The organism is Nonomuraea sp. NPDC001636 (assembly GCF_040298265.1).
GTDB lineage: Bacteria > Actinomycetota > Actinomycetes > Streptosporangiales > Streptosporangiaceae > Nonomuraea.
Map to the genome: position 1 here is coordinate 123160 of NZ_JBEOZT010000010.1, position 23397 is coordinate 146556.

25 protein-coding genes are annotated in these 23397 nt (G+C 72.3%); 13 read left to right on the forward strand and 12 right to left on the reverse strand.

Annotated elements, in window-relative coordinates; genetic code table 11:
- Nucleotides 1-35 precede the first annotated feature (35 nt).
- Entirely contained in the window at nt 36-1307 is a 1272-nt protein-coding gene (locus ABT158_RS20705) for an MFS transporter (protein ID WP_352355555.1), read from the reverse strand.
- A gap of 53 nt (nt 1308-1360) precedes the next feature.
- Between ABT158_RS20705 and ABT158_RS20710 the strand changes: the two genes are divergently transcribed.
- Both ABT158_RS20710 and ABT158_RS20715 read left to right on the forward strand, forming a co-directional pair.
- On the forward strand, nt 1361-2233 hold the full coding sequence (locus tag ABT158_RS20710; protein WP_352355557.1) for a winged helix-turn-helix transcriptional regulator: 873 nt from the start codon (nt 1361-1363) through the stop codon (nt 2231-2233).
- 26 nt (nt 2234-2259) lie between these two features.
- Nucleotides 2260-2706 carry a GNAT family N-acetyltransferase gene (locus ABT158_RS20715; RefSeq protein WP_352355559.1) on the forward strand — a complete coding sequence of 149 codons (447 nt, stop codon included), beginning with the start codon at nt 2260-2262 and terminating at the stop codon, nt 2704-2706.
- A 6-nt stretch (nt 2707-2712) separates the two neighbouring features.
- Here ABT158_RS20715 and ABT158_RS20720 read toward each other — a convergent pair whose 3' ends face one another.
- The gene (locus ABT158_RS20720; protein ID WP_352355561.1) at nt 2713-3639 is read right to left on the reverse strand and encodes a helix-turn-helix transcriptional regulator; all 927 of its coding nucleotides are present in this window, start codon (nt 3637-3639) and stop codon (nt 2713-2715) included.
- A gap of 92 nt (nt 3640-3731) precedes the next feature.
- Between ABT158_RS20720 and ABT158_RS20725 the strand changes: the two genes are divergently transcribed.
- The 3 genes from ABT158_RS20725 to ABT158_RS20735 all read left to right on the forward strand — a co-directional run bounded on the left by ABT158_RS20725 (nt 3732) and on the right by ABT158_RS20735 (nt 5414).
- Nucleotides 3732-4145 (forward strand): VOC family protein, encoded by a 414-nt coding sequence (locus ABT158_RS20725; protein WP_352355563.1) that lies wholly within the window; start codon nt 3732-3734, stop codon nt 4143-4145.
- A 5-nt stretch (nt 4146-4150) separates the two neighbouring features.
- Nucleotides 4151-4507, forward strand: a complete 357-nt coding sequence (locus tag ABT158_RS20730) for a YdeI/OmpD-associated family protein (RefSeq protein ID WP_352355565.1) — start codon at nt 4151-4153, stop codon at nt 4505-4507.
- 100 nt (nt 4508-4607) lie between these two features.
- Nucleotides 4608-5414, forward strand: a complete 807-nt coding sequence (locus tag ABT158_RS20735) for a CPBP family glutamic-type intramembrane protease (protein WP_352355567.1) — start codon at nt 4608-4610, stop codon at nt 5412-5414.
- A gap of 73 nt (nt 5415-5487) precedes the next feature.
- On the opposite strand, the gene ABT158_RS20740 is transcribed toward ABT158_RS20735, so the two are convergent.
- Nucleotides 5488-5775 (reverse strand): hypothetical protein, encoded by a 288-nt coding sequence (locus ABT158_RS20740; protein ID WP_352355569.1) that lies wholly within the window; start codon nt 5773-5775, stop codon nt 5488-5490.
- 123 nt (nt 5776-5898) lie between these two features.
- Complete coding sequence (locus tag ABT158_RS20745; RefSeq protein ID WP_352355571.1) at nt 5899-6840, reverse strand: hypothetical protein; 942 nt, start codon at nt 6838-6840, stop codon at nt 5899-5901.
- Between the two features lie 117 nt (nt 6841-6957).
- Here ABT158_RS20745 and ABT158_RS20750 point away from each other — a divergent pair, with 117 nt between their 5' ends.
- Together ABT158_RS20750 and ABT158_RS20755 are read left to right on the forward strand one after the other, a co-directional pair.
- Nucleotides 6958-7719 (forward strand): MerR family transcriptional regulator, encoded by a 762-nt coding sequence (locus tag ABT158_RS20750; RefSeq protein ID WP_352355573.1) that lies wholly within the window; start codon nt 6958-6960, stop codon nt 7717-7719.
- A complete protein-coding gene (locus ABT158_RS20755) occupies nt 7716-8324 on the forward strand; it encodes a hypothetical protein (protein ID WP_352355575.1) in 609 nt (202 codons plus the stop codon). Before ABT158_RS20750 ends, ABT158_RS20755 begins: the two co-directional genes overlap by 4 nt.
- 40 nt (nt 8325-8364) lie before the next feature.
- On the opposite strand, the gene ABT158_RS20760 is transcribed toward ABT158_RS20755, so the two are convergent.
- The 3 genes from ABT158_RS20760 to ABT158_RS20770 all read right to left on the reverse strand — a co-directional run bounded on the left by ABT158_RS20760 (nt 8365) and on the right by ABT158_RS20770 (nt 11809).
- Nucleotides 8365-9864, reverse strand: a complete 1500-nt coding sequence (locus ABT158_RS20760; protein ID WP_352355577.1) for a M28 family metallopeptidase — start codon at nt 9862-9864, stop codon at nt 8365-8367.
- 122 nt (nt 9865-9986) lie between these two features.
- Nucleotides 9987-10928: a DNA polymerase domain-containing protein gene (locus tag ABT158_RS20765; RefSeq protein WP_352355579.1), complete on the reverse strand. Its 942-nt coding sequence runs from the start codon at nt 10926-10928 to the stop codon at nt 9987-9989.
- Between the two features lie 44 nt (nt 10929-10972).
- The gene (locus ABT158_RS20770) at nt 10973-11809 is read right to left on the reverse strand and encodes a helix-turn-helix transcriptional regulator (RefSeq protein ID WP_352355581.1); all 837 of its coding nucleotides are present in this window, start codon (nt 11807-11809) and stop codon (nt 10973-10975) included.
- Between the two features lie 78 nt (nt 11810-11887).
- On the opposite strand from ABT158_RS20770, the gene ABT158_RS20775 reads away from it, so the two are divergent.
- From ABT158_RS20775 to ABT158_RS20785, 3 genes are all read left to right on the forward strand, one after another.
- Entirely contained in the window at nt 11888-12652 is a 765-nt protein-coding gene (locus tag ABT158_RS20775; RefSeq protein WP_352355583.1) for an SDR family oxidoreductase, read from the forward strand.
- A 65-nt stretch (nt 12653-12717) separates the two neighbouring features.
- Nucleotides 12718-13110, forward strand: coding sequence for a CoA-binding protein (locus tag ABT158_RS20780; RefSeq protein ID WP_352319836.1), 393 nt, complete (start codon nt 12718-12720; stop codon nt 13108-13110).
- Nucleotides 13111-13145: 35 nt separating this feature from the next.
- A complete protein-coding gene (locus ABT158_RS20785; RefSeq protein WP_352355585.1) occupies nt 13146-13427 on the forward strand; it encodes a hypothetical protein in 282 nt (93 codons plus the stop codon).
- 2 nt (nt 13428-13429) lie between these two features.
- On the opposite strand, the gene ABT158_RS20790 is transcribed toward ABT158_RS20785, so the two are convergent.
- Nucleotides 13430-13894: a hypothetical protein gene (locus tag ABT158_RS20790; RefSeq protein WP_352355587.1), complete on the reverse strand. Its 465-nt coding sequence runs from the start codon at nt 13892-13894 to the stop codon at nt 13430-13432.
- A gap of 77 nt (nt 13895-13971) precedes the next feature.
- The gene (locus tag ABT158_RS20795) at nt 13972-15366 is read right to left on the reverse strand and encodes a purine-cytosine permease family protein (RefSeq protein ID WP_352355589.1); all 1395 of its coding nucleotides are present in this window, start codon (nt 15364-15366) and stop codon (nt 13972-13974) included.
- Between the two features lie 113 nt (nt 15367-15479).
- On the opposite strand from ABT158_RS20795, the gene ABT158_RS20800 reads away from it, so the two are divergent.
- Nucleotides 15480-16883: an MFS transporter gene (locus tag ABT158_RS20800; RefSeq protein WP_352355590.1), complete on the forward strand. Its 1404-nt coding sequence runs from the start codon at nt 15480-15482 to the stop codon at nt 16881-16883.
- 19 nt (nt 16884-16902) lie between these two features.
- Here ABT158_RS20800 and ABT158_RS20805 read toward each other — a convergent pair whose 3' ends face one another.
- Nucleotides 16903-17787: a cytochrome c oxidase assembly protein gene (locus ABT158_RS20805; RefSeq protein ID WP_352355592.1), complete on the reverse strand. Its 885-nt coding sequence runs from the start codon at nt 17785-17787 to the stop codon at nt 16903-16905.
- 256 nt (nt 17788-18043) lie between these two features.
- Between ABT158_RS20805 and ABT158_RS20810 the strand changes: the two genes are divergently transcribed.
- Complete coding sequence (locus ABT158_RS20810) at nt 18044-19381, forward strand: sensor histidine kinase (protein WP_352355594.1); 1338 nt, start codon at nt 18044-18046, stop codon at nt 19379-19381.
- 55 nt (nt 19382-19436) lie between these two features.
- Here ABT158_RS20810 and ABT158_RS20815 read toward each other — a convergent pair whose 3' ends face one another.
- Nucleotides 19437-21245 carry a bifunctional metallophosphatase/5'-nucleotidase gene (locus ABT158_RS20815; protein WP_352355596.1) on the reverse strand — a complete coding sequence of 603 codons (1809 nt, stop codon included), beginning with the start codon at nt 21243-21245 and terminating at the stop codon, nt 19437-19439.
- Nucleotides 21246-21352: 107 nt separating this feature from the next.
- On the opposite strand from ABT158_RS20815, the gene mshD reads away from it, so the two are divergent.
- On the forward strand, nt 21353-22261 hold the full coding sequence (gene mshD, locus ABT158_RS20820) for a mycothiol synthase (protein ID WP_502911556.1): 909 nt from the start codon (nt 21353-21355) through the stop codon (nt 22259-22261).
- A gap of 130 nt (nt 22262-22391) precedes the next feature.
- Here the strand turns inward: mshD and ABT158_RS20825 are convergent, their stop codons facing one another.
- Nucleotides 22392-23396 (reverse strand): inorganic phosphate transporter, encoded by a 1005-nt coding sequence (locus tag ABT158_RS20825; protein ID WP_352327959.1) that lies wholly within the window; start codon nt 23394-23396, stop codon nt 22392-22394.
- Nucleotide 23397 lies beyond the last annotated feature (1 nt).

Consider the following 23397-nt stretch of genomic DNA (forward strand, 5'->3'; position numbering starts at 1 on the left):
GATCGCCGTGACGTCACCGCCACTTCCGCGAATCATCATGTGATCGGCACGCCCTGCGCGCCTGGGCTCTCCTCGCTCCCCTGATGGTCGGTGAGGTCGCGCAGGCGCCGGATCGGCGAGGCCAGCAGGACCAGCGGCACGCAGACGGCCGCGGCGACGAAGATCAACAAGGTCGCCCGCGCGCCGAGCAGCCCGGCGATCACCCCCGCGGCCAGCCCGCCGACCGGGATCGCGCCCCAGGAGACGAAGCGGACCGTGGCCATCACCCGCGACAGCAGCTCGGGTGGGCTGGCGAGCTGCCGGTACGTCCGGGTCACCACGCTGAGCACCACGACCCCGCCGGCGAACACCACGTTGCCGACGGCGAACGCGACGAAGCCCGGCCAGCCGTCGCCGAGCGGGATGACGAGCGCCCCGGCCACCACGACGAAGCCCGAGCCGACAAGCGTACGGGCGGTGCCGAACCGGGCCGTGAGCCGGCTCGTCGAGGCCGCGCCGACCAGCGTGCCGACGCCCTCGACCGCCAGCAGCAGGCCGACCAGGCCGGGCTCGGCGTGCAGCTCGCGTACCAGGTAGAGCGCGTAGAGGGCGTGCTGAGCCCCGCAGACCGTGTTCACCGCGGTGGCGGCCCACATGCACGGCCCCATGACCGGGTGGCGCACGACGAACCGCCGGCCTTCGCGGATCATCTCGCGCATCGGCGGCTGGTGGCCGGGGGTCTCGGGGCGGCGTTCGGGCAGGGTCCGCAGCAGCAGGGCCGAGACGAGGTAGCTGACGGCGTCCACGAGCAGGGTGGGCACCGCCCCGAGCACCTGGACGACGAGCCCCCCGACCGACGGCCCGCCGAGCTGGGTGGTGGCGTGGGTGCCGGAGGTCAGGCTGTTGCGGGACTGCAACTGCTCCTTGCTCACGATCGACGGCAGGAAGGTCGCGTTGGCGACGTCGAAGAGCACGTTCGCGAAGCTGGTCACCAGGGCGACGATCACCAGCTGGGCGATGGTCAGCTCGTCCAGCCACCAGGCCACCGGGACGGACACGATCGCCGCGGCGCGCGCCAGGTCGGCGGCGACCTGCACCGTCCGCATCGGGAGCCGCTGCACGATCACCCCGGCGGGCAGGCCGATCACGATCCAGGCGACGTAAGCGGCGGCGGCGATCACGCCCATCTCGAACGCGGAGGCGTCGAGCACGGTCAGGGCCGTCAGCGGTAACGCCACCGCCCCGACCGCCGAGCCGACCGCGCTGGTCGTGCCGGCCGTCCACCACCGCCAGAAGACGGCCGCACCGCCTCCGCCGTCGAGCCCCATCCCGCACCTCCCGCCTAGTCAGTTCCAAACTGGAACGCACTATACTGGAGCCCGTGAAGCGCGCCGATCTCCCCGACTCCGACTGCGGCATCGCGCAAGCGCTCGGCGTGATCGGCGACTGGTGGACGTTCCTGGTCGTACGCGACATCGCGGGCGGCACTACCCGCTTCGACGGCCTGCAGCGCGAGCTCGGCGTCAGCCGCCGAGCCCTGGCCGAACGCCTGGCCAAGCTGGTCGAACACGGCGTGCTCGAACGCCGGCCCTATTCCACCCGCCCGCCGCGCCACGACTACGTGCTGACGGCGAAGGGCGAAGGTCTGCTGCCCGCGCTCATCGCCCTCCAGGACTGGGGCGTCAGGCACGTGATGGGCGACGGCGCCCTGACCGCCACCAGCGAGAACGGCTCCGCCGAGAGCCGACGCGTGCACGAGCTGGTCGGCCGGGAGATCCCCGGCGTCCTGCTGGAACGCCACGACGGCGAGCTGGTCGCGCCCAATGCGCCCGGCGTCTGGACGGTGCTCTACTTCTTCCCCGGTGCGTTCGCCCCGGGCGCCCAGGACTACCCGCCCGGCTGGGCCGACATCCCCGGGACGACGGGCTGCACCCTGGAGGCTCTCACCTACGCGTCACGGTTCGCCGACTTCGAGGCGGCGGGCGCCACGATCCGCGGCGTGAGCACCCAGCGCCCCGACCAGCTGGCCGCGTTCGTCACGCACGCGAAACTGCCCTTTCCCCTGCTGTCCGACCAGAACGACCGGCTCGCCGCCGGGTTGCTGCTGCCGACCTTCCGGACGGCCGGCGTCGACCGCTTCAAGCGCCTCACCCTGCTGGTCGACCCCGGCGCGGTCGTCCGGGCCGTGCAGTTCCCGATCACCGATCCGGCCGGTTCGGTGGACGAGATGCTCGCCCTCGTCCGCGACCGCTGAGCGGCGGCCTGCGGCAGGATGGCGCCATGCTGGAGATCGACTTCCTGACCGAACCCGACCGCGCCCGCTGGGAAGTGCTGGCCCGCGGGCAGGACGCCTACTTCGACACCGAACGCGACGACGACGCCTACGAACGGACCTGGCGACGCCTGATCGACGACGAGCAGACCCGCGGGATCACCGCCCGCCTGGACGGCGAAATGGTGGGCATCGCGCACTACCTGTTCCACGCCAGCGTCTGGTACGCCGGGAGGTGCTACATGGCGGACCTGTTCGTGGACGCCGGGTTCCGGCGGCAGGGCATCGCGACGGCGATGATCGAGTGGGTGGCCCGCGACGCCAAGGACCACGGCTACCCCAGCCTCTACTGGAACACCCTCGAAGACGCCGAGGCCCGCGCCCTGTACGACAGGATCGGCAGGTTCCACGAGGGCCTCATCCTCTACACCTACCGGCGCGACACCGCCCGGTAGGGGCCGTCAGACGCCGCCGTACAGCGTCGTGAGCTGCGCGGCCAGCTTCGCCAGCTCCTTCTGGACGGACTCCGGGCCCTCCACGACGACGAGGTCGCCCCAGCCCGCGAGCTGGCGGGCGATGTCCAGCGCGGTCGGCGCGGTGAGCATGACGCGCACTCGCTCCCCGTGGGAGATCACCTCGCAGTGGCGGCCGAAGCGGTCGCGCAGGACGCGCAGGTAGCGGGCCTCGATGGTCGCGGTGGCCGTGGTCGTCGCGCGCCGCGCCTCCATCGCGGTGACGACCTCGTCCCAGGCCGCCGCGAGGTCGAAGTCCGCCGGGCGTCCGGCCGGCTCCTCGGTGACCTCGGCGTCGGTGACCCGGTCGACGCGGAAGGTGCGCTGCCCGTCGGGGGTGCCGGCGATCAGGTACCAGGTGTCGTCCTTGTCCACGAGGCCGTACGGCTCGACGACGCGCTCCCGTCCGGAATAGGTGAGGCGCACCTTCCGGCGCCGGACCACCGCGTCCTCCAGCAGGTTGACGAGCGCGGGCCGGGTACGGCGGTGCTCGCCCCAGCGGGCCGGATCGACCACGACGGCGTCCGCCGCCGCCTCGGCCTCCTGCCGGAACGTCGAAGGCAGCGCGCGTACGAGCTTGCGCAGCGCCGCCTTGGCCTCCGGCGCGATCGCCGCGGCCGGACCGAGCAGCAGGAACAGCGCCCTGGCCTCGGAGGCCTTGAGCCCGGACAGGTCGGTGCGGGCGCCGCCGAGCAGGGCCCACCCGCCGCCGCGCCCGGCCTGCGGATAGACGGGGATGCCCGCCGCCGACAGGGCCTCCAGGTCACGGCGCGCCGTGGCGACGGAGACCTCCATCTCGGCGGCGACGTCCGCCGCCGTCACCCGTCCGCGCGCCTGCATCAGCAGCAGGACGGCCACCAGTCGATCCGCTCTCATGTCTACGACGATGCCAGAAAAAGTGCTCATTCGATGAGCACTTTGCCTGGCAGTATCGATCTCGCAAGCCACCGCACGAAAGGCACGAGGACATGCTCCGCGGACTCACCACCATCAGCTTCTACGCCCACGACGTCGCCGCCGCCCGCGACTGGTACGCCGACCTCCTCGGCACCCCCGCCTACTTCCAGCGCCCCGAACAGGGCGACCCCGCCTACGTGGAGTTCCGCGTCGGCGACTACCAGCACGAACTCGGCATCATCGACGCCCGCTACGCCCCGCAGAACTGGAGCGCCGAAGACGGCGGCGCCATCGTCTACTGGGCCGTCGACGACCTGGAAGCCACCTGGGACCGGTTGCTGGAGATGGGCGCCACCCCCTACGACAAGCCCACCGAACGCGGCCCCGGCTTCACCACCGCCTCCGTCCGCGACCCCTTCGGCAACATCCTCGGCATCATGATCAACCACCACTACCTCAACGTCCTCGCGAGCCGGAAGGGCTGACCACGATGACCGCCGACGCCCTGCGCCTGGACGACGCCGCCGCCTGGAAGTCCTGGCTCACCGAACACCACGGGACGGCCGCCGACGTCTGGCTGCTGATCGCCAAGAAGAACAGCGCCGCGACCACCGTCACCCTCGACGAGGCCCTGGACGAGGCCCTGTGCCATGGCTGGATCGACAGCCACCGCAGGGCCTTCGACGGCGACTACTACCTCCAGCGCTACTCGCCGCGCACCCGCCGGAGCCCCTGGTCCGACATCAACGTCGCCAAGGCCGAGGCGCTGACGGCCGCCGGGCGGATGCGCCCGGCGGGCCACGCCGCGATCGAGGCCGCCAAGAGCACCGGCCGCTGGCCCGCCTGAGACCTCCCTGCCCCTTCGTGACGTGCGCCTTTCACGGGGCTCGAAGCCGTGTCAGAACGATGTCAGGGCCGTGTCGGGTCGCCCGGCCACGATTACCGGCATGGACACAGCAACGCGGCCCCCGGCCGGCTCCCACCCGACAGGCTTCGTCGCGAAGCTCCTCGCGGACCGTCACTCCGTCCCGCTCTCCGTCGCACTGCACCTGGTGCCCGGCGCGGCCATCGTCGCCGTGTACGCGTTCGTCGCCGCCCCGCTGGTGCGGGCGATGGGCGCGCCGATCTTCGCGGCCTGGGCCATGGCCCTCGCGATCGTGCTCTTCCCGCTCCAGCTGTTCCTGCTGTGGCTGGGCAAGAAGCGGACCGGCCGCTTCACGATGCAGGGCGTCGTCCGCTACCGCGACAAGCCGCTCACGCGCCGCACGGTCATGTGGCTCGGGGGCGCGTGCCTCGTGTGGATGACCGTCGTCTCGCTCGCGCTGACCCCGCTGGACAACCTCGTCTACGACTGGTTCTTCACCTGGGTGGACTACCAGGGCGCCGGCCCCAGCGGCACCACCTACCTCCAGGGCTACCCGCAGTCGGTCGTGCTCACCACGCTGCTCGTCTGCGGGCCGTTCACCGGCTTCACCCTGCCGCTGATCGAGGAGTACTACTTCCGCGGCTTCCTGCTGCCCCGCCTGCCGCAGCTCGGCAAGTGGGCCCCGATCTTCAACACCCTGCTGTTCTCCGTGTACCACTTCTGGGCCCCCTGGACGGTCCTGTCGAAGCTCGTCTTCCTCTACCCCGGCGTCTGGCTGGCCTGGAAGAAGCAGGACATCCGCATCTCGATCACCATGCACCCCGGCACGACGCTGCTGATGACCGTCGTCGGCATCGTCGCCCTCGCCTCCGGCGCCGCCTCGATGTGAGCCGCCCCTCCCCCGGAACGACGACGGCCACGACCCCGCACAACGCCGCGGGGCCGTGGCCGGACCGTTTTCCCTACCGGATGAACACGCTGGTTCCGACGATCTCCTGGCCGTCGTTCGGCGGCACCGTCCCGGTCACCGGCCCCTGGCAGTCCGGCCGGAGGAACACGATGGCGAGCTCGTCGGTCCGGTTGTAGACGAAGGGGTTCGGACTGTCGGAGGTGTAGCAGCCGCTGGGGTCGTCGTACTGCGCCCGGTTGATGTAGAGGGTGCCGGTCGCGGCCGAGGCGGGGGCCGCCAGGCTCAGGACGAGTGCGGCGGCGGTGGCGAGGCCGGTCAGGCTGGTCGTGGTACGGAGCATGAGCGCGTTCCTGTCCCTTGAGGTACGGCGCCGTGGCGCCGGCGTCCTCGCCATCATTCACGTATCGCAGTCGCACAACTACTGTCCGTGACGACAGGGATCGGTTTCACGCCGGACGGGCGGCTACTCGGGGCGCAGCAGCTGCTCGCGCCTGGTCAGCAGCCGCGACTGCTCGGCCAGCAGCTGGCCGCGCCGCCCCCGCAGGTGCGCCCTGGTCTCGCGCACCCACTGCGCCAGCCTCTGCACCTCGGCCCTGGTCTTCTCGATGCGCTGATGCTTGAGCACGTCGCTGATGATGTTGTCGAAGAAGGCGTCCACGAACCACCGCGTGTCCACCTTGGGCATCACCGGCCGGGACGCGATCCCCGTGTCGGCCAGCTCGCGGGAGAAGACGTCCAGAGCTCGCTGGGCGTGCCAGGCGGCCTTGTCGGCGCTGGTCAGCCGGTCGTGCTCGAAGGCGTCGGCGATCAGGCCGCCGCCGAACACGTCGAAGGTGGAGGCCGTCCTGGCGGAGTCGAGCAGGCGCAGCACGACGGCCAGCGCCTCGTCCGCGCCCTGCCCCGCCTGGTGGGCCTCGTCGCACTCGCGCACCTCGGCGCTCACCCGGTCGAGCGCGGCGCCGAGGTCGGCCAGCTCCCGCGCCCGCGGATCGCCGCCCCGGACGATCTGCTGCTCCTTCTCGGCCAGCAGCCGCGCGTATTCGCGGGAGGCGGGGTCGAGCACGACCAGCTCGGCGTCGGCCGCCGCGACGTCGGCTTCGAGCTGCGCGAGCCGGGCGCGGTGACCGTCCACGCGTTCCCTGGCCACCACCACCTCGGCGCGCTCACGCGCCAGCCGCTCCTCCCGGTTGCCCAGCAGGCGGGACAGGACGGCGGACAGCCCGCCCTCCAACCGGGCGACGTCGCGCTCCTCGTCGGCCAGCTCGGACTCCAGGCCCTTCAGGGTGTCGCGGACGTCCGCGAGCTGCTGCGCGGCGTTCCCGCGCAGCCGCCGGACGTGCTCGGCGCGGTGCATCCTGGCGGACGCCTCGCGCAGCCGTTCGTCAAGTTCCGGGGAGAGGCTCACGCAATGACGACGAACGGCCCAGACCAGACGTTCCTCAGACCATGCGGACGTCCCCGCGAGCCGGCCCGCCTGAGACCGGCTTGACCTTGACGCGACGTCAAACTGTTCAATGAGGGCATGCGGATCGGCGAGCTTGCCGCGCTGGTCGGGGTTTCGACCCGGACCGTGCGCTACTACCACCACCTGGGAATCCTGCCCGAGCCCGAACGTCTGCCCAACGGCTACCGGGAGTACCGGCTGCGTGACGCCGTACGGCTGGCGCGGGTGCGGCATCTGGCCGGGCTCGGGTTGTCGCTGGAGGAGTTGCGGGACGCGCTGGCCGACGACCGGGGCGTGGACTTCCGGGAGGCGTTGCAGGAGCTGGACGCCGACCTGGCCAGGCAGCAGGAGGCCATCGCGGCGCGGCGGGCCCGGCTGGCGGCGTTGCTCGCGCAGCCCGGCCTGAGCCCGGAGTCGATGATGTCCCCCGACGCGGCGGCCGTGCTGCGCGACCTGGGCGGCGGCGGGTCGGCGTTCGGGGCGTTCGATCACGAGCTGCTGACCCTGGCCACCATGTTGTCCGACGAGGAGGGCCAGGCGGGCCTGGCCGAGCTGATGCGTCCGATGACCGAGCCGGGCGCGCTCGCCACCGGGCACGAGCTGTACCGGCGGCTGGACGAGCTGGCGGACGCGCGGGCCGGGGACGAGCGGATCGGGCCGCTCGCCGCGGACATGGCCGCCCACATACCGGACGAACTAGCCGGAATGGTGCCTTCCGGCCCGGGGGCCGACCTGTCCTGGATGGAGACGATGCTCGGGGAGTTGTCGCCCGCGCAGGCGGAGGTGCTCCGGCTGCTGTTCGCCGAACTCACGGAGACCGACGCCAAGGAGAAGACGTGATGATGGGCGTGCTGCGCGCGGTGCTCAGGTTCGAGCTGGCGGGGCTGACCAGCGTGGCCCTGTGGGCGGCCCGAAGGCGGCACGGCGTCCCGGCGGGGGCGACCGTCGTGCCGTACGCCAAGGAGCAGGCGTTCACCCTGGGCCTGTTCATGTTCGCGATGGTCGTCGAGACGGCGGTCGTGGACCTGCTGCTGGTGGTGAACGACGTGCCGGCGGCGATCCGCGTCCCGGTGCTGGTCGGGGACCTGTACAGCCTGCTGTTCGTGGTCTTCATGGCCGCCGCCTCCGTCACCAGGCCGCACGTGGTCACCGAGGACGAGCTGCGTGTCCGGTACGCCGCCTACTTCGACCTGCGCGTGCCGCGCGACCTCATCGCCTCCGTCCGGACCGTCCAGAGCTACAACGAGGCGGGGCTGATCAGCGTGGACGGCGGCCGGCTGGGCGTCGCGGTCGCGTCCAGGACGAACGTGACGGTGGAGCTGAGCGGGCCGGTCGTCGCGGTGCGGCCGCTCGGCGGGCGGGCCGAGGTCACCTCGATCCGCTTCTTCGCCGACGACCCCGCCGCCGCGGTCGCCGCCCTGCGCTCCCCGAGCCGTACCCGCTGAAGGATCCCGGGCGGGCGGCGACCCGCCCGGGATCGCCTGCTCAGCGTGCCGACTGCGAAGACAGCGCGGTCTTCGCGGCGGCGGCGGTCCGCGGCGGGATGCCGTTCAGGTTGAAGGCGAACCTGGCCGTGGAGTCGGCCACCGCGTCGGCGTCCACGTCGAGCGCGGTCGCGTTGATGTTGGCGATCGTGTCGCACGCCTGGTGGTAGCAGGAGTCGTAGGGCTGGCCCGCGACGCCGCCGAACAGCGCGGCCTCCTCCGCCGTCTTGATGCCCTCGGCGCCGGTGAAGATGCCGCCCGCGGGGATGCCGACGGCGATGAACGGCCCGTAGTCGGAGCGTCCGTCGAAGTCGGTGCCCACGGTGGGCAGGTGGCGGGAGGCGTAGAAGTCGGCGAGCTGCCGCTCGATCTGCGCCGATCCGGGCGGACCGGCCGGCGAGCCCTGGCCGTCGGAGTCGTCGCCGTCGTACAGCTTGTACGCGTAGTTGGGCGAGGCGACCATGTCGAAGTTCAGGTAGACCCTGATCCGGTCGCGCTCCGCCTGGGACAGCTTCTCGACGTACTGGTCGGAGCCGAGCAGGCCGATCTCCTCGGCGGCCCAGAACGCGAAGCGCACCTTGTTCTTGACCGGGAAGAGCGCCATCTCCTCGGCCACTTCGAGGATGGTCGCGCTGCCCGAGCCGTTGTCGTTGATGCCGGGGCCGACGGTCACGCTGTCGAGGTGCCCGCCGACCATGACGACGTTGCGCGGGTCGCCGAACCGGGACTCGGCGATCACGTTGTCGTTGGTGCCCAGGACGAGGTTGGCGTCGACCTTGAGCCGCACGGTCGGCGAGCCGGTGGCCAGCTCGTTGCCGACGGCGAAGTCGGCGAAGACCATGGGCACGTTCGCCCGCCATTCGCCGATGTCCAGCGGGAACGCGTCGGTCCGGCCCGGCTGGCCCTCGTTGAACACGATGATCCCGGACGCGCCGGCCCGGCCCGCGTTGCGGATCTTCTGGGCGAACGCGCAGGTGCCGCGCTGGATGAGCGCGATGCGCCCGGCGACGAAGCCGGCGAAGTCCGACTCCTCGCAGCCGCTGGTCGAGGTGGGCGTCGGGGTCGGCGGCAGGGTCAGGTCCACGCCCTGGACCTGCGCGGTCACGTCCCCGGCGGGGGACGGCTGGAAGGAGTAGAAGTCCTCGTTCGGCACGTACGTCTTGGCGTCCGGCGCGGTCCGGTTCAGCGTGGGCGGGCTGTTCTCCGTCCAGCTCTCGACGAAGTTGATCGGCTGGAACGTGACCTTGTAACCGGCCTTGCGCAGCTTGCCCGCCACGTAGTCGCGGGAGGCGTTGTAGCCGGGTGTGCCGGCGGCGCGGGTGCCGCCGTTGGCGTTGGCGATGGATTGCAGTGCTTCCAGGTGCTTCTTCACGTTCTCGCCCCTGACCTGCTTCACCAGCAGCTTGGCGAAGACGTCGTCGAGCGGGCCCGCGCTCGCCGGGACCGCCATGGCGACGGGTAAGGCGAGAGCGGCGACCAAAGCGATGATGATTCTGCGCATGCAGGCTCCCCTAGGAGTGAGATGCGGAGAAATCCCCCGAGCCGCAATGATTCGCAACGTAGCCCGTCGAGGCAGCCCTGAGAAGGTCTACCGGCCCACGGCAACGCGTCAATATCCGGACACTACGGTGACTCGGCACGCCGGGCGCGGGCGCGACGCTTGCCCTCGTGCATCGCCTGGACACGGGCCACCGGGATGGTGTGCCCCTCCGCGACCAGGTCGGCGGGCAGCTCGCGCGGCTCCGGCATGAGCTCGGCCCACGGGTCGCGCCCGCCGAGCAGCCCGGCCGCGTTGTGGATGGTGAAGTCGGCGGGCACGACCCGGTCGAGCTCGTCCCAGGGGACGGGGAAGGAGACCGGCACGCCCGGCCGCACCCGCGGGCTGTAGGCCGACACGACCGTCGCGCCGCCGGCCCTGGTGGAGTCGATGAACACCTTGCCCGCGCGGTCCTCCCTGATGAAGGCCGTCGTGGCCAGCGCCGGGTCGAGCCGCTCGGCGCGGGCGGCCAGCGCCCGGGTGGCCGCGGCCAGGTCGTCCATGGCGGTGCCCGGCGGGACGGGGACGAACACGTGCACGCCCTTGGCCCCGCTGGTCTTGACCGCGCCCGCCAGCCCGGCGTCGGCGAGCGCCTGGCGGACGAGGTGGGCGGCTCGTACGGCGAGCGGGAAGGAGTCGTCGCCCTCGGGCGGGTCGAGGTCGAGGATCATGTGCGTGGGCCGGCCGTCCAGGAACAGCGCCGGGTGGTACTCGACGGCCCGCTGGTTGGCGAACCAGAGCAGGGTGCGCCGGTCGTCGCACAGCGCGTACGACACCTGCCTGCGGGACGCCTCGGCCCACACGCTGACGGTCCTGATCCAGGAAGGGGCGTATTTGGGCAGGTTCTTCTGCATGAAGGGTTCCTGGCCCGGCCGTACCCGCAGCACCGACAGCGCGCGCCCGCGCAGCGCCGGGACGATGCGGTCGGCGACCGCGTCGAGGTAGTCGACCAGGTCGCGCTTGGTGGCGCAGGACCCGTCGAACAGCGGCTGGTCGAGGTTGGTCAGGGCGACGTCATCGGCGGTCACCCGCCCCACGATGCCCACCGGCCCGCGCCCGGGTCAACCACGGCTCAACCACGGCCGGACCGGGCGAGTTCCCGCGAGGAGCCGATCTCCTCCCGCAGCCGGGCGATCACGCGGCCGGTCTCCGAGTCCGGGTCGGCCGTGTACATGACGATCACCAGGTCGGGCTGGCCGGGCACGGCCAGGGTCTCGTACCCGAACTCCAGCTCGCCCAGCTCGGGGTGGCGCAGGCGCTTGGTCCCGTACGTCTTCTCGGCGACCCCGTGCTCGGCCCACAGGCGGACGAAGTCGGGGTCGGCCGACAGCTCGGCGACCAGCTCGGCCAGCAGCGGGTCCTCCGGGTGGCGGCCGGCGTACAGCCGCAGGTACGCGACCGTGTCGGCGGCCACCTCGGCCCAGTCGGGGTAGAGGGTGCGCGTGTGCGGCGCCAGGAACACCTGCAGGAGCTGGTTGCGCCGGCCGTCCGGGACGCCGGCGAAGCCGCTGACGCGGTCGGCCAGCGCGTTCCAGGCCAGCACGTCCATCCGGGGCCCGAGGACGAAGGCGGGCATGCCGTCGGCCAGGTCGAGCAGCCTGCTCAGTCCGGGCCGCAGGACGGGCCGGCTCACGTGCCTGGCCGGCCGGAGCAGGTCGCGCAGGTGGGCGCGTTCGGTGTCGTCCATGCGCAGGACCCGGGCGACGGCGTCGAGCACGGCGTCGGAAACGTTCTGGACGCGTTCCTGCTCCAGGCGGATGTAGTAGTCGACGCTCACCCCGGCGAGCAGCGCGACCTCCTCGCGCCGCAGGCCGCTGACCCGCCGCCGCCCCGACGTGGGCAGTCCGGCGTCCGCCGGATGGATCCGGGCCCGACGAGAACGGAGAAACTGCCCCAAATCACCTTCCACCGCTTCAGGGTAGTACCGCCGTTACCAGGAAAAGCCGTGCGCTGGGTAAGTCCGTGCGGCTCGGCCAAGGTGAGAGGCATGACGAACTACGAGAACCTCGCGGGCCGCATCGCCGTCGTGACCGGAGCCGCCAGCGGCATGGGCGAGGCCACGGCCCGCCTGCTGGCCGCCAACGGCGCCAAGGTGGCCCTGCTCGCCCGCCGCGCCGACCGGCTGGCCGAGCTGGCCGCCAAGATCGCCGCGGACGGCGGCACCGCGCTGCCCGTCACCGTGGACGTCACCGACGACGCGAGCGTGGCCGCCGCCGTGGAGGTCGTCCACACCGGGCTGGGCCGGGCCGACCTGGTCGTCAACGCGGCCGGGGTGATGCTGCCCAACCCCGTCCAGGACGGCCGCCTCGACGAGTGGACGCGCATGCTGGACACCAACGTCGCCGGCGTGCTCCGCGTCACCGGCGCCTTCGCCGCCGACCTGCTGGCCGCCGCGGACGCCGGGCGGACGGCCGACCTGGTGAACATCTCCTCGATCGGCGCGCACGTCACGTTCCCCAACTACGCGGTCTACGGCGCGACCAAGGCGGCGCTGACCCACCTGTCGGCCTCGCTGCGCCCGGAGTTCGGCCCGCGGGGCGTGCGCGTGACCAACCTCGAACCCGGCCTGACCGCGACCGAGCTCGGCGACCACATCGACAACGCCGAGCTGGGCGCGCAGCTCGCCGGGATGTTCGAGGCGTTCACCCCGCTGACCGCCGACGAGATCGCCGACCTGATCGGCTACACGGTCAGCCGGGCCCGGCACGTCAACCTGCGCCAGGTGGTCGTGCTGCCGACCGCCCAGGCGTAGGCGGGAAGCCCGCGCGCGTCCGGCGTGTTGACGCCTGCATGGACGATCGTTTCGCGGATCAGCGCGTGATCAGGCAGCTGCTGCACGAGGCCGGGACGTGGGTGTTCGTGGGGCTCGGCGACGACCCGCAGCGCACGGCCTACGACCAGGCCCAGCGCATCCAGGCGCGCGGCAAGAAGATCATCCCGGTCCATCCGGCGGGCCGGCCGGTCCTGGGCGAGCCGGGCTACACGTCGCTGGCCGAGGTGCCGGTCAAGCCCGACGTGGTCGCGGTCTACCGGCGTTCGGAGTTCGCCGGCCAGGTCGTGGACGAGGCCATCGCGGCCGGCGCGAAGGCGGTGTGGCTGCCCATCGGCGTGATCGACGAGGCGGCCGCCCAGCGCGCCCTCGACGCCGGGCTCGACGTCGTCATGGACCGCTGCCCCGCGGTGGAATGGGCGTTGCGCCGCAATCCCTGATCGCGGGGTACGGTGCGGTGAGGGAGGGCGGATCCATGGAAGACGACCACATCACCACGATCGGCACGTGCTTCGCGTGCAAGCGCACGTTCCCCTACACCACCGCGAACGTCACCATGATCACCATCGACCCGGAGACCGGTCTGCCTCCGGACCGGACGGTGCTCGGCACCCAGCGTGAGCCGGCCCCGGAGGCCCTGGCCCGGTCGGTGCCCGAGCCCGTCTGCCCCGACTGCCTGACCAGGGCGCGCGAGTTCAAGGAGCGCATGAGCTCCCCCGCGCCGTTCGAGACCTGGCGCCGGCCCGGCCCGGACTGACCTCAGCCGGCCGGCGGCCGGGCGCTCCCGGCGCACAGCTCCCGGTAGGCCAGCGCCAGCAGGGTCACCACCGCCGTGCCCGCGGCGGGCCCCACGACGAGCGCCGCCGACAGCTCGCCCGCGTGCCACTCTGCCGCCGTGATCGCCGCCGACGTCAGCACCGTGACGCTGAACGTCGCCGCCCACAGCGGCAGCAGCCGCAGGTAGGCGAACACCAGCGGGAACGCCGCCCACACGAACGGCGCCGCCGTCACCGCGAGCACGGCCCAGCACGCGGTCACCAGCCCCAGCCACACCCGCCCGAGCATCGGCCGCGGCGGGCCGCCCTGGATCACCTGGCCCAGGCCGTAGAGCAGCCCGAGCAGCACGCCTCCGGCGGCCTCGGCGGACCGCCCCTCGCCCAGCACGGCCAGCACGGCGATCACCAGCGACGCCCAGAAGGCGCCGTGGACGGACCACCTGAGCAACCGCAATACGGTAGACAACCACGGAAAGTCCATAACTGTTCACCAACAGTAACGGAAGCTCCCCGGTCCTGAGAAGGTCAGCGGCGGCGCAGGGTGAGCACGAAGTACAGCACCCCGGCCAGCAGCAGCGCGATGACCACGCCGATGTTGGCCGCCCCGAACGTGCTGTTCCGCAGCTCGTCGCTCATCAGGAACCCGACGACCGCCGCGATGTGCCGGTCCGCGGAGGTGATCAGGCCGACGCCCGCGACCGAGGCCACCACCAGGGAGACCAGCCCGGCCGGGTTGAGAGCGGGCGCGCCGGGACGCAGCAGGCGCTCGTCGTAGGCGCGGCCGCCGTCCCGCAGCCGCCACATGTCCACCAGGAAGATCGCCACCCAGGCGGCCATCACCACGCCGATGATCGCCAGGAACGCCTGGAAGGTGCCGAAGAAGTTGTCGGAGACGAACAGCAGGTAGTAGCCGCCGAGCACCATGAGGAGCCCGTCGATCAGCACCGCCAGGTGCCGCCTGACCGGCACGCCGAGCGCCAGCATCGACAACCCCGACGAGTAGATGTCCATGATCGCCCCGGCCAGGAAGCCGCCGATCGCGGTCAGCAGGTACGGCAGCAGGAACCAGGTCGGCAACGCCGCCGCCAGCGCGCCCACCGGGTCGCCGCCCGCCGCCTCGGCCAGCTTCGGGTCGCCGCCGGCCAGCAGCACGCCGAACACCAGCAGCACCACCGGCGGCAGCGCGCCGCCCAGCGTCGTCCACAGGGCCACCGACCTGGGCCGGGAGCCGGCGGGCAGGTACCGGGAGTAGTCGGCGCCGCAGTTGACCCAGCCGAGGCCGAGCAGGGTCATGGACAGGATGACGCCGCCCACCCAGCCGCCGGGGCCCGCCGTCGTCTCCAGCGAGCCGCCCAGCTTGGGCAGCATGAGGATCAGGTAGACGACGGTCAGCACGACGAACGCGTACGTCAGGTAACGCTGGACGACCATGATCATGGCGTGGCCGTACACGCCGACGGCGATCACGACCAGCGCCGCGACGGCGAAGCAGCCGGCGGTGGCGGTCGTCTCGGGGATCCCGGGCGCCACGCGGCGCAGGATGGCGGCGCCGCTCTGCGCGGAGAGCGTGACGAGCACGATCTCCCAGCCCACGTTCGACACGTACGACAACACCGCGGGCAGCTTGTTGCCCTGGTACCCGAAGGGCGCCCGGCCCAGCGTCATCGTCGGCACGCCGGACCGGCTGCCCGCGACGGCGACCAGGCCGACCAGCAGGAACGACAACGCGTACCCGACCGCGCCGGTCACGACGGCGGGGACGACGCCGAGGCCGAGCCCGACGACGTACACGCCGAAGGCCACCCCGAACAGGGACAGGTTCGCCCCCGCCCAGGGCCAGAACAGGTCGGACGGCCTTCCCCGCCGCTCGCTGTCGGGGACGGCGTTGATGCCGTTCCGCTCCACGGCCATCGTGTCCATGATCACTTGCTCCTTCGCGGGGGGCCGGCAAAGAAATCATTGTCCGCCTAGGACGATATTTCCCAGCCTGGGGGGAATCATGATCGCTGCCGCTGTTCCGCAGAGAGGTCGCGATGCAGGCATCCGGTTCCGACCCGCGCCGTCGGGCGCTGGGCGTGTGCCTGGTCGCGGCGTTCATGTCGGGCCTGGACGTGAGCATCGTCAACGTCGCCCTGCCCTCCATCCGCGCGGGCCTGCACGCCTCCGACGACGGGCTGCAGTGGACGCTGTCCGGCTACGCGCTCACGTTCGGCCTGCTGCTGGTCCCGGCCGGGCGGATGGGCGACGCCAGAAGCCGCAGGACGCTGTTCATGTGGGGCGTGGTGCTGTTCACGGCGGCCAGCGCGGCCTGCGGCTTCGCCTGGAGCATGCCGGTGCTGATCGCGGCCCGGCTCGTGCAGGGCATGGCGGCCGGGATGCTGAACCCGCAGGTGTCCGGCCTGATCCAGCAGATGTTCCTGGGCCACGAACGCGGCCGGGCCTTCGGCGCGCTCGGCGCGACCATCGGCGTGTCCACCGCCGCCGGGCCGCTGATCGGCGGCGCGCTGGTCACCGGGTTCGGCGCCGAGCAGGGCTGGCGCTGGGTGTTCCTGGTGAACCTGCCCATCGGGATCGCGCTGCTGCCCCTGGCCTGGAAGTGGCTGCCCGAGCCCGCCCCTGGACCGGTGCGCACCGGGCGGCGGGAGAGCATGGACCCGGTCGGCGTGCTGCTGCTCGGCGTGGGCGTGGCGACGCTGCTGCTGCCGTTCATCCAGCAGCACCAGTGGAAGGGCGAGGCCAAGTGGCTGCTCGTGCCGGCCGCGCTGCTCGTGCTGGCCGGGTTCGTGCTCTGGGAACGGCTGTACCGCAGGGAGCCGCTGGTGGACCTGTCGCTGTTCGCCAGGCGGTCCTACAGCCTCGGGTCGGCCATCGCCCTGTTCTACTTCGCCGGGTTCACCGGGATCTTCTTCGCCTTCACCCTGTACCTGCAGAGCGGCGAGGGCTACAGCGCGCTGCTGGCCGGGTTGTCGATCACGCCGTTCGCGCTGGGGTCGGCCGGGTCGTCGGTGGTCGGCGGCAGGCTCGTCGGCCGGGCGGGCAGGAAGCTGGTCGCGGTGGGGCTCGGGACGGTGATCGCGGGCCTGCTGGCGACCATGGTGGCGACGCTGCTGGTGCCGGGGGCCGGCGTGGGCGCGGCGACCGCGCTGCCGCTGCTGGTCGCGGGCATCGGCAGCGGCCTGGTGATCTCGCCCAACCAGGCGATCACGTTGTCGGAGGTGCCGCCCGCGGGCGGCGGGAGCGCCGCCGGGGTGCTGCAGACCGGGCAGCGGCTCGGGTCGGCGATCGGCATCGCGGCGGCGGGCTCGGCGTTCTTCGGCTCGCTGCCGCAGGGCTGGCCGACTGCCTTCCGGCACGGCCTGTGGGTGGTGCTGGGGTTCGTGGTCATGGCGCTGGCCGCCGCCCTCTACGACCTGTTCCGCTCCCGCGCCGCCCGCTGACCGGGCTGCTGCCGGGCGGCTACAGATCGGCGGGGTCCGGTTCGTCCTCGTCGCCGTACTCGGCGGGGGTGAGCGGGCCGCGCGTCCTGGCCGGCTCGCGGTCGGGGACGCGGACCCGCCGGACGGGCTCGGGCTCCCCCGGCACCCGGACGGTCAGCCCGGGGGCGAGCAGCTCGACGTCGGCGTTCTCGGGAGTGCGCCGGGCCCGCCGGGACGCCGCCAGGGCCAGGGCGAGCAGCAGCCCCGCGGCGACCCCGCCGTAGAACATGATCTGCGCCGCGCCCCTGAGCTGCTCGGACGGCACCGGCAGGTCCAGCCATCCGGCGTACATGACCCAGGACAGGCCCGCGTGTACGGCGATCGCCACGCCCACCACGGCCAGCCGTACCGGCGCCGGCGGGCGGCGCGGCGCGGGGTCGGGCCCGGCGACGACCCAGGCGAACAGGTAACCGGTCAGCAGGAGGTACGCGTGCACCGGCGGCGCGGGGACGACCCCGTACAGGGGCGTGCAGTACAGGGCCGCCATGCCGCCGGCGCTGAGCGCCAGCGCGGTCCACGGGTTGGCCGGCAGGTGGACGGCCGGCCCGCGGAGCGCCAGGGTCAGCCGGCGGGCCTGCGCGACCGGCAACGAGCGCAGCAGCAGCGTCACCGGCGCGCCCAGGGCCAGGGCCAGGGGCGCCGGAATGCCGATCAGCAGGCGCTGCAGCACCTGGCCACGGAAGTCGGTCGCGGCCAGCGCGGCGACGGGATCGGTGAGCGCCACGGTCACCAGCGCGCAGCCCCCGGCAAAGCTCGCGGTACGCCACCGGCTCCACGCCGTCCGCCCGGCCAGCACCACGTACGTCACCAGGACGACGAACGCCGGCGCGGCCCAGAAGCCGCTCAGGTGGTGATGATGCGGCACAGATCGATCACCTCGCCCATGTGTCGCGGCAGCCGCCCGGCGAGGACCGGCGGCCTGCCCGTGGCGCCTCCCACGTGATCCACTATTCGAGCGGGACGCCGGGCCGGCCCGGCGGGACACCCCTCTTTGCGGGCCGCTTGCCGAATCTCGATCCGGCGTTTTCCCCGTTCAGGTCTCCATGGGTAGGTCTCAGGGGATGGCGAAAAGGCTCTTTCCCCGCTCGATCCGCGGGCGCCTGACCACGCTCGCGACATTGGTGGCGGCAGTGGTCCTGGCCGTCACGGGCACGCTCGCCCTCACCCTCGGGCCGGACAACCTGCACGGGCTGGTGGAGACCCGGGTGGAGCTGGCCGTCCGCAGGGTGGCCAGCGAGGCCCGCGCCGGGCAGCTGCCCGCGTCGCTGGAGGCCCCGGCCCGGGTGCAGCTCCTCCAGGTGGTGGACGCCGACGGACGCGTGCTGGCCACCAGCCCCGGCCTGCACCACGGCCAGCGGCTGTCCGGCATGCGGGTGGACAAGCCGGAGACCCTCTACAGCGCCGAGAGCACGCTCACCGGCCTCAGGGACGAGAAGGAGGCCCAGTACCTGATCATGGCGATCAAGGTGCGCACCCCCGACGGCCGGCTCGTCACGGTGTACGGCGCCTCCTCGCTCAGCGACGTCAACCGGGCGCTGTCCTGGCTGAACGCCGTGGTGTTCCTCGGCACGCCCATCGCCCTGGTGATCGTCGCCGGCATCACCTGGGTCGTGGTCGCCTCCGCGTTGCGCCCGGTCGAGCGCATCCGCGCCGAGCTGGCCGAGATCACCGGCCGCGACCTGAGCCGGCGCGTGCCCGTCCCCGAGACCGGTGACGAGATCACCGACCTGGCCGCCACCACCAACCACACCCTCGACCGCCTCGAACGCTCGGCCGAGACCCAGCGCCGCTTCGTCGCCGACGCCTCCCACGAGCTGCGCAGCCCCATCTCCGCCCTGCGCACCCAGCTGGAGGTCGCCAACGCCTACCCCGACGAGACCGACTGGCCCGCCACCGGCGCCCGCGCCCTGGCCGCCGCCGAACGCCTCACCGGGATCATCGACGAGCTGCTCCTGCTGGCCCGCCTGGACGCCGGCGCCATCCCCGACCGCCGCGTCGTCGACATGTGCCGCCTGGCCGAGGAGCAGGTGCGCCGCCGCGCGGGCGGCAAGATCCCCATCGTCGTGGACATGTGCGCCCACGCGCCCGTCCTCGGCTCGCCCGTCCAGCTCGACCGGCTGCTGACGAACCTGCTGGACAACGCCACCCGGCACGCCGCGCACCGGATTGACCTCAAGGTGTGGGTGGAGGGCGACCACGTCTGCGTCTCGGTCACCGACGACGGCGACGGCATCCCGCCCGCCGACCGCGAGCGCGTCTTCGAACGCTTCACCCGGCTGGAGGACGCCCGCCGGAAGGAGAAGGGCGGCAGCGGGCTCGGCCTGGCGCTGTCGCGCGAGATCTGCGCCTCGCACGGCGGCACGCTCAAGGTCGCCGACCACGAACCGGGCGCCCGCCTGGTGGCCTGCCTGCCGCTGCACCGCGAACAGGCCCCCACCGACTCACCGCGCCGAGCCTGAGCCCGCCTGCCGGGAGGGCCGGAGGGCCCGCAGGGCGGGACCTCCGGCCCGGGGGTCACTTGATCATCTTGATGCGGTCGGCCGCCGACGGGCTGATCGGCGAGTGCGCGGTCAGGTACGCCGTGAACGCGTCGAGGTCGACCGGCCCGCTCCACGTGTCCGTGCTCTGCGTGAACACAGAGAAGCCGTCACCGCCGCCCATCAGGAAGTTGTTCGCGGCGATCTTGATCGACTGCGTGTCCGTGACGGGGGCGCCGTTGAGCTTGACGTCCGACACGCGCGACCCCACCGGCTTGGTGGTGTCGAAGGTGTAGGTCAACGACGACGACACCTGGAGCAGCCGGTGGTTGATCGCGCCCGTCGCCGGGTTGGGCGTCCAGACCTGCTGCTCCAGCAGCGCCTTGAGCTGCGCGCCCGTGTACGTGCGCACCTGCACGATGTTGCTGAACGGCTGGACGGCGAACGCCTCGCCGTAGGTGACGACGCCGTCGCCCTCAGCCCCCGACTGCGCGTACGTCAGCGAGGTGCGGATGCCGCCCGGGTTCATCAGCGCGATCTCGGCGCCCGCCGGCTTGGCCGCCTCCAGCTGGGAGTCGGCGATGAGGTCGCCGAGCGGCGTCTCCGGCCTGGTGGTCGCGGCCGAGGTGTTGGTGACGACGTTGGTGATGTCACCGGTGATCGAGCCGATCCTGCGGTTGGCCACTTCGGCGCTGCGCGTCCGCCACGTCTGGATCTGCGCCTCGACCTGCGGGTCCGGGGTGACCGTACGGGCGACGACCTTGTTGTCCGCGGTGACCGAGGAGCGGACCACGTCCCGGGTGCGCTTGTCGACCCGCAGGTCGATCTGGGTCAGCACGCGGCCGAACGACGAGCCCTGCGTGTAGTAGCGGTCCTGGCCCGCCGGGTCCTTGGTCTTGCAGATGTAGGCCTGGTGCGAGTGGCCGCTGATGACCAGGTCGATCTGCGGGTCCAGCTCCCTGGCGATGCGCGAGCCGGCGTTGGCGGTGTTCGCCGAGCACGCGTCCGGGCTCTGGTTCGGGGTGGTCGAGTCGCCCTCGTGCATCAGGACGACCTGCGCCTTGACGCCCCTGCGCGCCAGGTAGGCCGAGGCCCGGTTCGCCGCGGCGACCTCCTCGGTGAACTGCAGGCCCTTGATGCCCTCGGCGGTGACGATGGTCGGCGTGGTCGCCGTCACCAGGCCGATGAAGCCCACCTGCACGCCGTTGATCTTCTTGACGTAGAACGGCGACAGGGCGTACTGGCCGGTGCCCTCCTTGAGGACGTTGGCGGCGAGGAAGTCGAAGTCCGTGCCCTTCCACTGGCCGGCGGGCGAGCAGCCGTCCACCGGGTGGCAGCCGCCGTTCATGAGGCGCTGCAGCTCGGCGTACCCCTCGTCGAACTCGTGGTTGCCGGCCGCGGTGGCGTTGAGTCCGAGCGAGCCGAGCACCTCCAGGGTGGGCTCGTCGTGGTAGGCGGCCGAGATCAGCGGTGACGCGCCGATGAGGTCGCCGGCCGCCACGAGCAGCGTGTTCTCGGTACGCGCCTGCTTGACGTACGTCGCCAGGTACGACGCGCCGCCGGCGATCGAGTACTTGCCGCCGGGCAGCCCGGTCAGCGAGCCGTCGGCGTCGACGAGGGGGCCGTCCGGGTCGAGGATGCGGCTGGAGGAGCCCGACGGCGGTTCGAGGTTGCCGTGCAGGTCGTTGATGCTCAGCAGGCGGACCGGGACGGTCGGCCCGCCGTGGCCGGTTCCGTGACCGGCCGAGCCGCTGGTCGCGGCGACCGCGGGCGCCATGGCCAGGGCGATCCCGGCCGCGGTGGCGGCGCCGGCCGTGCACAGCCGGAGGAGGGTGCGTGACGTCATGAGAGGGACGTTACGACGTCTCCCTATGCAACGAATGTCGCAAAGGTAACGATTGACCGGGGACGCCCATGGCATTGTTCGCCATTGGTACGCCTAGAGTTCCTTATGTGGGTGCACATGTGAAGATCTGCGAACGGCTCGACGACGACGAGGTCTCCCAGGTTCTCCGCATCGTTGACGCGGCGACCGAGACGGACGGGGTCCGCCCGCTCAACGAGCACGTGATGCTCCATCTCCGGTACGGCGGCGACCCCCGTGCCCGCTCGCTGCTGCTGCACGCCGACGACGGCGCGCCCGCGGGCTACGCGCACGTCGACCCGACCGACGAGGTCGAGGGGCCGAGCGCGGAGCTGGTCATCCATCCCGCCTACCGGCGTCAGGGCCACGGGACGCGGCTGCTGCGGGCCGTACTCGAGCTGACCGGCGGCAGGGTGCGGCTGTGGGCGCACGGCGACCACGCCGGCGCCGGGGCGCTGGCCGCGTCGTTCGGCTTCGACCGGGTGCGCTCGCTGTGGCAGATGCGCCGCTCGCTGCTCGACCCGCTGCCGCCCTACACGCTTCCGGAAGGTGTGGAGCTGCGCACGTTCGTCCCGGGTCAGGACGAGGAGGCGTGGCTCAAGGTGAACTCCGCCGCCTTCGCCCACCACCCCGAGCAGGGCGCCTGGACGCTCGACGACCTGCACCGGCGCGAGCGCGAGCCCTGGTTCGACCCCAGGGGCTTCTTCCTGGCCGTCCGCGGCGACCGGCTCGCCGGCTTCCACTGGACCAAGATCCACGGCTCGTCCGAGCACGGCCACGAGCCGCTCGGCGAGGTCTACGTCGTGGGCGTCGACCCCTCCCAGCAGGGCACCGGCCTGGGCCGGGCGCTCACCCTGGCCGGTCTGACCCACCTGCGCTCGCGCGGCCTCGCCCACGCGATGCTCTACGTGGACGAGGCCAACACGGCCGCGATCAGGCTGTACGAGTCCCTGGGCTTCACCCGCTGGGACGTGGACGTGATGTACGCCGGCGGGTAGCCCCCGGCTGATGTACGCCGACGGACAGCCACCGGCTGACGTACACCTACGGGCCGCCCCCGGCTGACGTACACCGACGGACAGCCCCCGGCGCCCCACTCCACCGTCAGGCCCGACTCACCATCAGGCCCTACTCCACCATCAGGTGGAGGACGCCGTAGGCCAGCGCCGCCACCAGGGCCGCCGCCGGGATGGTGAGCACCCAGGCGGTCACGATGTTGCCGGCCACGCCCCACCGCACGGCGCTCAGCCGCTTGGTGGCGCCGACGCCCATGATCGCCGTGGTGATGGTGTGGGTGGTGGAGATCGGCGCGCCGAACCCGATCGCGGCTCCGTACAGGACGGTGGCCGCGGCCGACTCGGCGGCGAACCCCTGGGGCGGGTCGAGCGCGATGATCCGCCGGCCGAGCGTGCGCATGATGCGCCACCCGCCGGCGTACGTGCCGAGCGAGATCGCACCGGCGGCGCTCAGGATGACCCACTGCGGGATCCCCTCGCCGGGGCTGGCGTACCCGCCGACCGTGAGTGCCAGGAAGATGACGCCCATCGTCTTCTGCGCGTCCTGCAGGCCGTGCCCGAGCGCCATGGCGGCGGCCGAGACGGTCTGCGCGTAGCGGAAGCCGCGGTTGGTCCTGCCCGGCTGGCTGTTGCGGAAGATCCAGTAGATTGCGATCATGATCAGCGCGGCGAGGCTGAACCCGATCAGCGGCGACAGGATCATCGGGATGACGACCTTGTCGACGACGCCGTCCCAGTGCACCACGCTGGCCGAGGCCAGCGCGGAGCCCACCAGGCCGCCGATGAGCGCGTGACTGGAGGAGGAGGGCAGCCCGAAGTACCAGGTGATCAGGTTCCAGACGATCGCGCCGATGAGCGCCGCGGCCACGACGACCAGGCCGTGCGGACCGTTGGGAGCGTCGATGATCCCTTTTCCGACGGTCTGGGCCACCTGAGTGCCCAGGTGGGCGCCGATGAAGTTCATCGCCGCGGCCATGAACAGCGCGGCCCTGGGGGTGAGCGCCCGGGTCGAGACGGAGGTCGCGATGGCGTTCGCCGCGTCGTGGAACCCGTTGGTGTAGTCGAAGGCCAGGGAGATGACGACCACGCCGATGACGAGGGCGAGCGTGAGGTCCACT

Coding starts and splice junctions, on each gene's coding strand:
- ABT158_RS20705 (WP_352355555.1), bottom strand. CDS start 1,307: ATGGGGCTCGACGGCGGAGGCGGTGCGGCCGTCTTCTGGCGGTGGTGG.
- ABT158_RS20715 (WP_352355559.1), top strand. CDS start 2,260: ATGCTGGAGATCGACTTCCTGACCGAACCCGACCGCGCCCGCTGGGAA.
- ABT158_RS20720 (WP_352355561.1), bottom strand. CDS start 3,639: ATGAGAGCGGATCGACTGGTGGCCGTCCTGCTGCTGATGCAGGCGCGC.
- ABT158_RS20725 (WP_352355563.1), top strand. CDS start 3,732: ATGCTCCGCGGACTCACCACCATCAGCTTCTACGCCCACGACGTCGCC.
- ABT158_RS20730 (WP_352355565.1), top strand. CDS start 4,151: ATGACCGCCGACGCCCTGCGCCTGGACGACGCCGCCGCCTGGAAGTCC.
- ABT158_RS20735 (WP_352355567.1), top strand. CDS start 4,608: ATGGACACAGCAACGCGGCCCCCGGCCGGCTCCCACCCGACAGGCTTC.
- ABT158_RS20740 (WP_352355569.1), bottom strand. CDS start 5,775: ATGCTCCGTACCACGACCAGCCTGACCGGCCTCGCCACCGCCGCCGCA.
- ABT158_RS20750 (WP_352355573.1), top strand. CDS start 6,958: ATGCGGATCGGCGAGCTTGCCGCGCTGGTCGGGGTTTCGACCCGGACC.
- ABT158_RS20760 (WP_352355577.1), bottom strand. CDS start 9,864: ATGCGCAGAATCATCATCGCTTTGGTCGCCGCTCTCGCCTTACCCGTC.
- ABT158_RS20775 (WP_352355583.1), top strand. CDS start 11,888: ATGACGAACTACGAGAACCTCGCGGGCCGCATCGCCGTCGTGACCGGA.
- ABT158_RS20785 (WP_352355585.1), top strand. CDS start 13,146: ATGGAAGACGACCACATCACCACGATCGGCACGTGCTTCGCGTGCAAG.
- ABT158_RS20795 (WP_352355589.1), bottom strand. CDS start 15,366: ATGGACACGATGGCCGTGGAGCGGAACGGCATCAACGCCGTCCCCGAC.
- ABT158_RS20800 (WP_352355590.1), top strand. CDS start 15,480: ATGCAGGCATCCGGTTCCGACCCGCGCCGTCGGGCGCTGGGCGTGTGC.
- ABT158_RS20815 (WP_352355596.1), bottom strand. CDS start 21,245: ATGACGTCACGCACCCTCCTCCGGCTGTGCACGGCCGGCGCCGCCACC.